The organism is Sphingomonas sp. CFBP 13733 (assembly GCF_014841795.1).
GTDB classification, from domain to species: Bacteria; Pseudomonadota; Alphaproteobacteria; order Sphingomonadales; family Sphingomonadaceae; genus Sphingomonas; species Sphingomonas aerolata.
The window spans coordinates 320,880-333,419 of sequence record NZ_JACYUP010000004.1; the positions used below are offsets into that span (position 1 = coordinate 320,880).

Consider the following 12,540-nt stretch of genomic DNA (forward strand, 5'->3'; position numbering starts at 1 on the left):
TAGCTTCGCGGTGGTGACCGGGGGGCGTTGCCGAGGAAAGCGGTCGCGACATCGCCAAATTAATCCGCGGCGCTGGTAGCCTCATGGATATCGTTGATTGTGAGAGGGTTGCACTCTTGTCATGTTCCGGGAGACATTATGAGGACGATCCTTGCCGCCGTCAGCGGATTGGGTTTGGCAGCTGGCGCGATGGCCCAGACCCCACCGCCGGTGCTGGGTTTGAAGACGCAGGCCGAGCCCTATGCGACTGCGTCCGTGGTCAACCATCCCAAGACGATCGGCTGGCCCGACGGGCGCAAACCCGTGGCGCCGCGAGGGTATGAGGTCATCAAGTTTGCGGGCGGTCTGGACTATCCGCGTCAGGCGCTGCTGCTGCCCAACGGCGACATGCTGGTCGCGGAGGCGCGCACGAAGCCCAAACTGGATGCCGAACCCGACGTCGAGCGTGGCCAGGCGCTGTCGAAGACTACGGGCTTCAGCGCCAACCGTATCACCCTGTTGCGCGACGCGAACCGCGACGGAGTCGCGGAACAGCGTTTCGTGCTGATCGACGGGCTTAATCAGCCGTTCGGGATGCAATATGCGAACGGGCGGCTCTACGTCGCCAATACCGACGGCGTCGTCAGCGTTCCGTTTTCGCCCGGCCAGACGCGCGTGACCGCAACCCCGCAGCCGCTCGTGTCGCTGCCCGCGGGGGGCTACAACAATCACTGGACGCGCAACCTGTTGCTGAGCCCCGATGCGCGGACGCTGTACGTATCGGTCGGCTCCGCCTCGAATGTCGGCGAGCATGGCATGGACGAGGAGAAACGACGAGCGGCCATCCTCGCGATCGATCTGCGTACCGGACGCGAGCGTCTCTACGCGTCGGGGCTTCGCAACCCGGTCGGCATGGCCTGGGCGCCCGGCACGAACACTTTATGGGCTGCGGTCAACGAACGCGACCAGCTCGGCGATGATATCGCGCCCGACTATCTAGTCGGCGTGCGCGATGGTGGGTTCTATGGATGGCCCTACAGCTATTATGGCAAGCAGGATCCGCGTCACGCCAATACCAAGCGCGAGTTGCTGACGACGACGTTGCTTCCCGATGTTGCCGTGGGGCCCCATGCCGCGGCGCTGGGCGTGGCGTTCGCCAAGGGAACGTCCGCATCGCAACAGGTCGCCTATGTCGCGCGGCACGGTTCTTGGAACCGGTCCGCGTTCATCGGCTATGACGTCCTCGCGGTCCCCTTTGCCAATGGCAGGCCGACCGCCGCGCCGCAGCCGTTCCTGACGGGGTTCGTCGCGAACGAAAAGTCGGGCGAAGTCTATGGTCGGCCGGTCAGCGTGCAGACGCGCGATGATGGCGCGATCTTCGTCGTCGACGATGCCGGGGATACCGTCTGGCTGGTGCGACGCACCGCGTGACCGCCAAGGCGCTGATCGTTCTGGCGGCGATGTGTGGGTGTTTCGACGCGTCCCGGGTGTCGGCGCAGACCGTGCCGTTCATCGATACCGAAGACGCGACGCTGTCGGAGGTCGATGTCGGCGACGGGACGGTCCATCCGATCGTCACGGTCGACGTCCGCAACGGCGATTATGCGCGCGGCGCCTATGACGACGATGATGCCGGCCTCGCCAGGGTCCCGGTCCATCTCTCGGTCGGTGGTGCCGCCGTGCTGACGCGCCGCGCGGACGGGCAGGGGACCTTGTTTCTGGTTGGGCAAAGTTCGAACGGCTTTCACGCACCGCGCGCCGATGAGCGGTCGCGCCCGCGCAGTTGGTATGAAAGCAACACGATCGTCGCTCTTGCATGGCGGCCTGTCGATGGGCTCTCCGCCGCGGCGGCCTATGCCATTAAGGCCAGCCCCAACGGGGTGGCGAACACGACTCACGAGGCCAGCCTGACGATCCTCTACACCGGCGATAACGCAGTGGGATTTCTCGCGCCGCGTTTCGCCGCGACGAAGCGGACCAAAGGCGAGGGGGGGTTTTACACGATCGCCGGCATCGCCCCCGCCTTTGCGCTGACACGGGGAAAGGATGGCCCGACGCTTACGGTGCCGGTCTCGGCCGGCGTCGGCTGGCGCGGCTTCTATGCGGCGGACAGCGGCGACAGGGTATATGGCAGCGCCGGGGTAACGGTCGCGCAGCCCGTCAAGATCGCTGGTGCAGCGGCATCGTTGCAGGGCGAAATCCTCGCCGTGGTCCGTGACCATCAGCTGGCCCGGCTTGACGCTCCCGGTGGCACGACCGCCGATGTCGTGCCGTTGGCGACACTGTCGATCACCATGGCCTGGTGACTTCCGCGCGCAAGCGGTTGCCGCCTCCCATTTTGGCGGCGAGGCTAGGGCGCCCTGTTCACGGGTGAAGGCTCTGAGAGCGTCAGTGCATCATCATACGCGCAGCAAATTGAAATTTACAATTTGCGGTTAATGCACTTTAAACCGCTTGCAGTCGCAATTACGAAATGAATTTGCTGCATATGTCTCCTTGTCGAAAGACAGACACTTTTTCAATGAGGGGGATTCACATGCGCTACTGGCCAATCGGCAAGCCCATCAGGGGCTAAACAGTCAACAGCCTGTGCTTTTATATTCCTTAATTAACGCATCCTGCACGGCATAATGCAATGTGTTACTAGAGAAATAGTAAGGCGTACAGGAGTGATGACTGGCAAATATTGTCATGAATAAAATCATGAGCCAATTTGCGATATTGGAATACCGTGAAGCCCTATAACGGCTGAACTCGAAAATGCCCGGCTTTCCAAGCCGGGCATTTTTTTGCCATCAAGACCTGGCCATAGCCTTTACCGGCATCTCAAAGGTGAAGGCCCGAGGAACAAGCCCAAGTACTTTTACAGCCTTTTGCATGGCTTCGTTATGCGTCGATATCGTGAAGTGGATTTCGGTGAACCAACCGTTCAGATGAGTTTTCCGAAATCGCGATAGCACGGCAGCAAAGGCTGCGGGAGCGGTAGGCGAACCCCACGCGAACGTGATCGTGAGCGTTCGATCATCATGGTCCTCGCCCCAATTGATACCGCCAACGCACGTTCCGCTTTCGTCAAAAGCCAGAATTGCGGGATGATCCCATTTGCATGGGGGATATCTCAGCCAGCCATTCTGCTGATGATCAACACCCGCGGCGTAGGCCGCTCTCAGGCCTTCTTTGCTGTGCGCAAGTTTGGTAACATGCTCCAACCGTAAACTCATGTTACAGCTCTCCGCCTGTACTTGAGGATCTAGAGATCGCAGAACTGCGCACACGGGTGCTCATTGCCACTCGCAGCCGCCTACCTGGCTGGGAGCGGTTGTCGACCGATGGGTGCCGATACCAGGCCTTGTGCTTAGTAACTGGCGGCATCCATTCAGGCGCGTTCGCGATCTCGGGGTTTGTGCCTTTGGGCGCAGCATGGACCATCCCGCCTGCCCAAGTATCGGTCAACGGCGCTGGTCGCGCCGCATGGATCCTTTCGTCGACCCGTCCGCGCCGTAGACTAAACAAAAACAGCCGCCAACCTCGAAAGGTTGACGGCTGCCTTCACACAGATGGGCGCTGGGACCAGCTGTGAAATGCGCTTAGGCGAATGCGATCTTCGCCTGGCGACGACGAACGCGCATCGATGCGCCGATGCCGCCGATACCGAACAGCATGATTGCCCAGGTACCAGCCTCGGGAACTGCCGAAGGCTCAAAGGTTGCGGTGCCGGCATAGGAGCCGTTGCCACGCGACATGCCGTTCACGACAATCTTGTTCGTCGCACCCGATGTGATCGCGACGTTGTTGATCTCGAAGAACTCGGCGTTGCCGACGATGGTCTTCGTGGCTGCGAAGCCATTGATGAACACCGACAGGATGTCGAGATCGGTCGAGCTCGTCAGGCGCGTGGTGTTCGTGCTCAGCGTGCCGCTGGCCAGACCAGTCTGATCGATGATGAAGTTGAAGGTATCCGTGAACATGCCCGACGCAATGCCCGAACGACCGAAGTCTGCCGAAACAGTACCGTCCGTGATGTCACCGCTTACGGTGAACTCGGGGTTGCCCGGAACGAAATCCGCTGCGTGAGCTGCAGGGGCCATCGCGAAAGCCGATGCGAATGCCATGGTCGAGAGTAGTAGACGCTTCATGATGGTTCCCTCTATTTGATACTTAACAAGCTGTTACCGGGGGGCATGGCGATTCGCAAACCGATATAACGCTGAGATTTCCCCATGATCTCAATAATGTCCAAGTTTGGGACAATCGGCCTTCCTTCGTCGCAGACGGGGCCGGAAGGCACGTTCCGCTTCGAGCACCGCTAGGCCTTATGCTCTCCTGGGGGCGGCCCCCAGGCAGCCGGAAAGCGCGGTTTCGGCGCATGGGCGCGCGCTGCTTGATAGGGGTGGTATGGCCTCGCCTTGTCCCGGGGCGATACGGGTGGCCTATCAATGGTGCGGGCGATGGCATTCTCGGCGATCGTGGGGATGGCTTTGAATATTGGGTAAAAGACGCTAGCTTTGCCGCTCATAAGTCGTCGGGAGAAATGCGTGATACGGGTAGAGGCGCGGCCGCAGCCAAGCGGGTCGTGGACTGACGTCGGTAGCGGCCTGGCGCGCTGGACAGCGCGGTGGTGGCCGCTTCTGATAGGATTGGCGTGCCTCATCCTGCCGACGCTGAGCCGGCTGGCGACCGTCAGCTGGTCCACCGAACAGGGCGCGCACGGGCCCATTATCTTCATTTCCGCGCTGTGGCTGATCTGGCGTGCGCGGCCGTGGGAGGTCGCCAAGCGCCAATCCTTCCTTCCTGTCGGCTTGCTGCTGGTCCCCGCGTTGCTCCTCTATTCCGTAGGGCGAATTACCAGCATCTTGGCGATTGAGGCCCTGTCCCTCTACACCGTGATCGTAGTATTATTATGGACTTATCTCGGTAAGGAGGCGCTCAAGAGGCTGTGGTTCCCCTTGGTGTACCTGCTGTTCATCATCACGCCGCCGGAGAACTGGGTTTTCGTCGCTACGCGTCCCATCAAGGACTTGATCTCCGATGCTTCCGTAAACTTGCTGGCCGCATTTGGTCTTCCCATCGGGAGTACCGGAACGGTTATTCAGATTGGTGGATATCAGTTGCTGGTCGCGACGGCTTGTTCCGGGATAAACTCCCTGATCGGCATTTGTGCGTTAGGCGTTTTCTATGTCTATCTGCGGCATGGCAATGCGCCGCGCTACGCGCTCTTGCTGATATCGCTGATGATACCATTGGCTATAGCGGCAAACTTTCTGCGTATCATCATCTTGGTGCTAATGACCTATTACATCTCGGAAGAGGCCGCGCAGGGCCTGGCGCATGAGCTGGTCGGCATGGGCATGTTTATCCTGGCATTGCTTATGCTGCTGGGACTGGATGCGGTGCTGCATCCTATTGTTTCACGTTGGGGCCGAAAGTAACGACATGACCATCGCTCGATTTACCCGACGAGAAGCTGCCTTGGGTCTCGCGTTCGGCATAACCGCAGGTGTCACCTATGCTCGACGCCCTACCGAGCTCGTCGTTGCCATTCCTTCCGGAAACCTGAACGACGCCATTCCAAAGCAAGCAGCGCCTTGGGCGATGGTGCCGGATGTCAGCTTTGTTCTACCCCCCGAGGATGAAGCAAAAGCGGCAGCCGTCTATGAGAAGCAGTTGATGCGCAGTTACGGTGCCGAGGGCGCTCCGCCCATCATGCTTTTGATCGCCTATGCGTATCGGCAGAGCGGCATGTTGATGGTGCATCGTCCTGAGTCCTGCTACCCGGGATCCGGTTTTACGATCACCGATATACGAGACGTGGATATTCCACTGGGCAATGGCATCAGTGCACCAGGGCGCTTCCTAACGACAGTGCGCGATACCCGTACAGAGCAGGTTCTTTATTGGACTCGCCTGGGGAATCGTTTTCCGGTGTCGTGGGACGATCAGCGACGGTCCATCGCAATGCAGAACCTGGCCGGCCTCGTCCCAGATGGGGCCTTGATACGATTTTCGATCATCGATCCCGATGCCAAGGCTGCAGAGGCAACCATGATGGGCTTTGCGAAAACATTGTTCGAGTCCTGCGGCCCCTCTGGCCGCGCACTTCTCGCTGGCCCGATCAACGCATAGGCGATGAGGGTCGCAAGGCACCGAATATATCGTCAAGTCTCGCCGCGACCATAATATGGTGGGAGCGGCAGCGCCCTCATTGTCACGTCACTTGCTCAGCGCGCACAGCAAATAGCACCACACCGTATCAACCGGCTTTTCATCCATCGATCGCCGCAGGTATAAAACGCGCAAGCCCTGCAAAAATCACGACGCTTAACCAGTTCTATACGGTTCCCATCTCGTTTCCTTCTGCATTATGTCTAAGGTAATTGCTTATGTCAGCATCCTCCAGGTTCCTCATCACCAAGCGGCAAACTCTGTCTGCCGCAGCACTCGCACTCACGCTGGCGGCAGCGGCCTGTAATAAGGCCGGACCGAGCGGTCAGACGGTTGCTACGGTCAATGGCGAAGCCATCACGCAAAGCGAACTCAATTTCGAGCTGGGGTTGAGCGGGGCCAACGCGCAAAACTCGAAAGACCTTCAGCCAAAGGCCCTGCAGGCCCTTATCGATCGAAAGCTGGTCATCCAGGCCGGCGAGCGTGATGGTCTTTACAAGAAGCCGAACGCTGTTCTTGCCGTGGAGCGTGCCAAAAATATCGTGATGGCGAACCTTGCGCTGCAATCGGTCGCAGCAGGTGTGCCTCAACCGGTCACGACGCGCGACGTCGAGACGTATCTGGCGAAGCATCCCGAACTGAGTAGGGAGCGCCGGACACTGTCGGTGGAACAGATTCGTTTTCCAGCACCAAATAACCCGAGCCTGATCGCGGCTATGAAGCCGGCAAAGACACTGGCGGAATTGACAGCAGTTCTGGATAGCCGGGGCGTGAGCTATCAGCGGGCAACGGTGGAGCTCGACAGCGCAAGTCTGGATCGTAACGCACTCGGTCGATTGATGACGACGGTGAACGGTGAGCCTCTGGTTATTCTCGAAGGTGCAACGGCGATCGCCAATCATGTTATAAGCGTCCGTCCAGCCGAAGCGAGCTCCGCTGCTATCAATGAACTCGCCAAGCAGGGGATCGCACGTGATCGCATCCAGGCAGGCATCGTTCAGCATCAGGCGGCGCTGCGGAACGCGGCGAAGATCGAGTATGCCAAACCCCTCGATCCCAAGGCGAAGGCTTCTCAGTAATTCCGATTGAAGGCTCTTTCGATCGGCGCCCGTTGGCGCGGAGTGCGTCAGCCTCCGCTACAACGGGCAAGGACGTGCCGCTGACGTCCGCGACAGAGGGGACTCTGCGGATCTGACATGCCGCTGGGTGAAGTTTCGTCTGAGGGCGGCAGCGTCGCGGACGCATGCGGGCGCGGCCGCGATGATGCCGTGTCGACTCTATGTCAGGCAAGCGTCGCCGGCTTAGATAGGACCGGCAGATGTATCGCGGGTTGCACCGTTTGCCAGCGGACGTCCCGGTGCGATCAGGCCGTCGTTCACGCCGCCGCACCGACCCGCGGCGCGATCGTAATGCGTACCATGATGACTGGGTATCGCCCAAGGTCTGGTGAACTGACCGCTTTACGCTCAGTAAGGTCGCGCCGGTGCGGACCAGGCCTGCCTCGCCACGCTTGTGTACGAGGTTGCCTACGCGCTGGAATGCAGTGGAGACTTGTTCTCGGTGCGTCTCGAGCTGTGTTCAAGTGCGGCGTTTACGCTGTCCAGCAGCGTCAGCCACCTGACAGCATCTGCGATTATCATTGGGTGAAGGGCCCTAAAGAGAGCCATCGGCGCCGGCATTCGGCGCTAAATTACTACCGGTTACTGCGCAATGTGGGCAGCAGGAGGTAAAGATGATTTAGATTATGGTCGGCACAGCATGTTTCATGCCTGGCGCCAACATCTTCGGTATGATCATAGCAACTTTAAGGCGGCTGAAAACCGTCAGACAGGCTATTCCGATCCAAAAGTCATCCGGGATAAGAACTCAGAAGCCGTCGCTTGTCGCAAGAATGAACATTTTCCAGTCGATTCACCATAACGTAAAAAAACTGTAACAATTTTATCAATGCGGTAGCATGCAAAAACAAAGGACGACCCACTATCAGATAGCGAGTCGTCCTTTATGTTCGACTTAACCCTTGAAAGGCTTGCCGTTCTGCCAATAACGCATAAAATTTCCTTTGAGTTAAATGGATTATGCTGCCGCCCCGCGGCAAGACCGTCCTGCCCGGTCGTGGTTAATATGGCAATCTACTAAAACCGAGTCGGGATCCAATATTCGTTGAACAGAGCGTTTTGGCCGACGAATCGGTGGAACTCCCGTTACTAGGGTGACGACTCGTTAATCAGTGTTACACGAGGCCCAAGGTGGTGAGGGCGATTGCGGAGAGGGACGGGCTTCGGCCATCGATCGTTGCGACTGACGCCGCCGCGCCCGTTCGTCAAACGACCGAACATGGCCTCGATACGGCTCCGGCTTCGGCAGCAGCGCCAGTGATATCTCGGCCTGAAGGTTATAGGGCTTGGTCCAAGGCAAGGCCGCTCTTAGGCATCAGCAATGCGGCTAGCTACATTTCCGATCCGTGCCCTCACAGGCGTATTGATGCTCGTAACTGGGCTCAGCATCATCGAGTCCAACGAATGGTGGATCAGGATCTGGGACTTTCCCCGGGTTCAGATACTCGGCCTTCTGCTTTTGGGCGGAGGCCTGGCGCTGTGGCTGGATCGGCAGGCAGGACGATGGATCGCGTTGGGGTGCGCCGTCGCAGCCGGGTGGCAACTCTATCGCATCTACCCGTATACACCGCTTGCCAAGACGGAGCTGGCCTTTGCGGATGATGCCGCAACCGCGCAGAGCCGGTGTTTCGGCGTCCTTTCGCTGAATGTGTTGGAGTCCAATCGAGACTATGGGCGAACGGCGCGGCTGATCGACCGGGTTCGGCCCGATATCCTGCTATTGATGGAAACCGACCAGCGCTGGGCCGATGCATTGGCCAAGCAGCTTGCGCGCTATTCACACCGGCTCGAACAACCGATCGGCAATACCTACGGCATGATCTTCGCCACGCGGCTGCCGATGCACGATGGGCGGATCGAAACGATCGCCCAAAAGGATACGCCGTCGGTCCATGCCGAGCTGACGGCCGGTGATCGATTTCGCGTGATAGCACTTCACCCGCGCCCGCCCGTTCCCGGGCAGGATACCGAGGCACGCGACGCCGAGATCGCGATCGCGGCAAGTCGCGCCGCCCGCGCGAAGCTACCGGTATTGGCGATCGGCGACTTCAACGATGTCGCATGGTCGCACACCTCGCAGCTGTTCAAACGCGTCGGAGGCTATCTCGACGCTCGGATCGGTCGGGGCACGTTCGCAACCTTCCCCGCGCGCACGCCGCTGCTCGGTTGGCCGCTCGACCACATGTTCGTCACACCCGAGTTCAAGGTGCATAGCCTCGAGGTGCTGGAAGATGTGGGTTCAGACCATCTCCCGATACATTCGCGTCTTTGCCTGACCGGCCGGTCAGGCGCCAACAAGGCGCCTGATGCAGTGTCGAACGAAGACCGCAAGGACGTGAAGGAGGTCCTTCAGGAGTATCACGAGGACTAGCGCGAGCGGTAAGCCAAGCTCACCGATTTGACGTACATGATTGGGGCAGAGCCGTTGTAGGACGACCAGCTCAAGACACTGGTATCTGGCGAACGGCGTTGGCATCGCATGACAGGGTAGGGGGCACAGAGATGGTGCCGGGCAACTCGCCCGTGCTTCGCGCTGCTTCACCAGCGATCCCTTGCCCGGAATGGCGCAAACGGCACGGCGGTAACGCGCATGACGTACAAGGGCTGACCGGGGTGCCAAGTCCGTTTAACAGGGATCCGGCGACCAGACGGGAATGACGCTGGGATTGTCGGGTGACCGACGCCGACGAGATGGCATTGGAGAACCGGTTGGAACATGATGCCTGGTGGCAGACCTATCTGGATCAATGGACGGCGCTGCCGTTTCATGACCTGATCGCGGCTGTCGCGATCCTGAGCACGGCCCTTCTGCTGGGTATCGTTGCAGCGCGCCTTGCCTGTAGATACCTCCTGCCGGCCTTGGCGCCGCGCCACGCCGACGTGGTCGCGCCGCGCCTGATGGCGATTACCCGCGCCGGCGTGACGGCGCTGGTCCTGACGGCGTTTCTTGGCGTTCGGGGGCTTAACCCCGGCGCCGATCTTCTGCTTGCGGCGGGTCTCGGCATCGCGGTCGCGGCGCTGGCCTATCAGTTCGGCCGTGCGCTCGGTCTTCGGAGCCGACCGGCGTCGCTGATTGCCGCCACCCTGTTTCTCATCGTGCTGGCAAGTCGACTGGGCGGCCTGACCCCGTTGATCGCGGGGCTGGATCGCGCGAGCATGGGGGTCGGCAGCCGCCGCATCTCGCTGCTCGACATCGTCAACGCGGTCGGCTTGTCGCTCCTGCTGTTCCTTGCCGCGCGTGCGCTGCTCGGGCTGATCCTGCGCTGGATCGGGCAGGCGCGGCTGCTCGACGCGGCGCAACGCGTGCTGTTCCAGAAACTCGCTCAGATTGCGGTCGTCACCGTCGCGATCTTCGTCGGTATCGATCTCCTCGGCATCGATCTCACGGCGCTGGCCGTGTTCTCCGGCGCGTTCGGGCTCGCGATCGGTTTCGGCTTGCAGAAGACGCTCGGCAATCTGATCGCCGGCCTCATCCTGCTGCTCGACCGATCGATCAAGCCCGGCGACGTCATCGCGGTCGGCGACACCTTCGGCTGGGTCAACAAGATCGGCGTTCGTGCGGTCTCGGTCCTGACCCGCGATGGCAAAGAGCATCTGATCCCGAACGAACGGCTGATGACCGACGAAGTCGAAAACTGGTCCTTCTCAAGCCGGGACGTCAGGGTTCATGTCGGGTTTCGGGTGTCGTTCGATTGCGATCTGCGACTGGCGCAAAGGCTTGCCGTCGAGGCCGCGTCCGTCTCGCCCCGTGTGCTGACCGAACCCGCCCCTGTCTGCTGGATCAAGGAATTCGGCGACAATGGGGTGGAATTCGACCTGCGGATCTGGATCGACAGCCCCGAGGCGGGGGTTGGGAACGTCACAAGCGACGTGTTCTTTCGCATCTGGGACCTGTTCAAGGAACACGGCGTCACCATCCCGGTGCCTCAGCGCGATCTCCGTTTTCATTCTCCATCGGGCGAGCAAACGCCCCCGGCCTAGGCCACCGCCGCAGTGATCAGGGCGCCCGTTCGATAAAGCGGGGCACTGCTCCGCGGCGTACGGCCCGGATCCTGCTCGGGATCCTCATGTCGATCCACCGTAAGCGATTGCAGACAGGCGCTATCGAGGGTTTGTATCCTCCCCAAATGCCAACCAATCAAGCGGATCACCGAAAGACTTCACAGTGGCACTGCGGATGGGCAAGAGACGGCATGCACACTGACGATGCAGACACGGTGCACTATCGCCTGCGCCGCCAGAGCCGAACCCCGGCGTGGCTGGCCCTGTCCTGGCGGGCGCTGGTCGCGTTGGCGCTGATCGGCATCGCGCTCGCGGTGCACTGGTTCGATCGCGAGGGCCTGCGGCAGAACTCGGGCGAGCCCGTGACCTTCGCCGACATCCTGTATTTCACCATGATTACCGTGACGACCGTCGGCTACGGCGACATCGTGCCCGTGACGCAGCAGGCGCGGATGTTCGATACCTTCGTCGTGACGCCGATCCGGCTCTTCGTATGGCTCATCTTTCTAGGTACCGCGTATGATTTTCTGCTCAAGGGCGTCTGGGAGAAATGGCGTATGTCGGTAATCCAGCGACACCTCGAAGACCATGTCGTGGTCGCCGGTTTCGGTACGAGCGGGTCTGAGGCCGTCAGCGAACTCATCCGTCGCGGCGCCGATCCGGGCATGATCGTGGTCGTCGACGAGCGCGCCGCGGCGTTACGCACGGCGGAGAGTTGCGGCACGACGGTGATGGAGGGAAACGCCACGCGCAACGCCGCGCTGGAGGCCGCCCGTCTCTCCAAGGCCCGCGCGCTCATCGTCTCCGCCGGTCGCGACGATACCTCGATCCTTATCGTGCTGACAGCGCGGCGGATCGCGCCCGATCTGCCGATCAGCGTGGTGATCCGGTCGGAGGACAATGAAGCGATTGCGCATCAGGCGGGCGCAAACGTGGTCATCAACCCGGCCAGCTTCGCCGGCCTTTTGCTCGCTGGGTCCACGCACGGCGCTCACACTGCCGAATACATGGCCGATCTTGCCGCGTCGGGCGGGCGTGTAGTCCTGCGGGAACGCGAGGTCGCTGCAGAAGAGGTCGGCAAACCGCTTGCCGCCATCGCCACCGGACTCGGCCACCGCATCTATCGTGGGCATCAGGACTTTTGCTTCTGGGAACCCGAGGCCGCCCGTCTGGAAGCGGGTGATATTATCGTTGAGGTTGTCCCCCGGCGCTAATTTACCACCAAATGTCCGGCCAGCGCCGTTTTTTGCGGGGGCACCTCGTCTACCGGATCCATGGC

At 60.5% G+C, this 12,540-nt stretch carries 10 protein-coding genes; 8 read left to right on the plus strand and 2 right to left on the minus strand.

Annotated elements, in window-relative coordinates; genetic code table 11:
• Positions 1-189: 189 nt before the first annotated feature.
• Together IFT71_RS14040 and IFT71_RS14045 are read left to right on the plus strand one after the other, a co-directional pair.
• Positions 190-1,410 carry a PQQ-dependent sugar dehydrogenase gene (locus IFT71_RS14040; RefSeq protein WP_244654936.1) on the plus strand — a complete coding sequence of 407 codons (1,221 nt, stop codon included), beginning with the start codon at positions 190-192 and terminating at the stop codon, positions 1,408-1,410.
• On the plus strand, positions 1,407-2,285 hold the full coding sequence (locus IFT71_RS14045) for a hypothetical protein (RefSeq protein ID WP_192141631.1): 879 nt from the start codon (positions 1,407-1,409) through the stop codon (positions 2,283-2,285). The genes IFT71_RS14040 and IFT71_RS14045 overlap by 4 nt, the downstream gene beginning before the upstream one ends.
• Before the next feature lie 489 nt (positions 2,286-2,774).
• Here the strand turns inward: IFT71_RS14045 and IFT71_RS14050 are convergent, their stop codons facing one another.
• Both IFT71_RS14050 and IFT71_RS14055 read right to left on the minus strand, forming a co-directional pair.
• The gene (locus tag IFT71_RS14050) at positions 2,775-3,200 is read right to left on the minus strand and encodes a hypothetical protein (RefSeq protein WP_128082073.1); all 426 of its coding nucleotides are present in this window, start codon (positions 3,198-3,200) and stop codon (positions 2,775-2,777) included.
• A gap of 366 nt (positions 3,201-3,566) precedes the next feature.
• Complete coding sequence (locus IFT71_RS14055; RefSeq protein WP_167396671.1) at positions 3,567-4,091, minus strand: FxDxF family PEP-CTERM protein; 525 nt, start codon at positions 4,089-4,091, stop codon at positions 3,567-3,569.
• Between the two features lie 423 nt (positions 4,092-4,514).
• Here IFT71_RS14055 and xrtV point away from each other — a divergent pair, with 423 nt between their 5' ends.
• From xrtV to IFT71_RS14085, 6 genes are all read left to right on the plus strand, one after another.
• Positions 4,515-5,408, plus strand: a complete 894-nt coding sequence (xrtV, locus tag IFT71_RS14060) for an exosortase V (RefSeq protein ID WP_192141633.1) — start codon at positions 4,515-4,517, stop codon at positions 5,406-5,408.
• Positions 5,409-5,412: 4 nt separating this feature from the next.
• Positions 5,413-6,102: an exosortase-associated protein EpsI, V-type gene (gene epsI / locus IFT71_RS14065; RefSeq protein ID WP_192141635.1), complete on the plus strand. Its 690-nt coding sequence runs from the start codon at positions 5,413-5,415 to the stop codon at positions 6,100-6,102.
• Between the two features lie 257 nt (positions 6,103-6,359).
• Positions 6,360-7,220 carry a hypothetical protein gene (locus IFT71_RS14070; RefSeq protein WP_031438869.1) on the plus strand — a complete coding sequence of 287 codons (861 nt, stop codon included), beginning with the start codon at positions 6,360-6,362 and terminating at the stop codon, positions 7,218-7,220.
• Between the two features lie 1,405 nt (positions 7,221-8,625).
• Positions 8,626-9,630, plus strand: coding sequence for an endonuclease/exonuclease/phosphatase family protein (locus tag IFT71_RS14075; protein ID WP_192141637.1), 1,005 nt, complete (start codon positions 8,626-8,628; stop codon positions 9,628-9,630).
• A 302-nt stretch (positions 9,631-9,932) separates the two neighbouring features.
• A complete protein-coding gene (locus IFT71_RS21875) occupies positions 9,933-11,240 on the plus strand; it encodes a mechanosensitive ion channel domain-containing protein (RefSeq protein WP_192141639.1) in 1,308 nt (435 codons plus the stop codon).
• Positions 11,241-11,452: 212 nt separating this feature from the next.
• Complete coding sequence (locus IFT71_RS14085; RefSeq protein WP_192141641.1) at positions 11,453-12,475, plus strand: potassium channel family protein; 1,023 nt, start codon at positions 11,453-11,455, stop codon at positions 12,473-12,475.
• Positions 12,476-12,540: the final 65 nt, after the last annotated feature.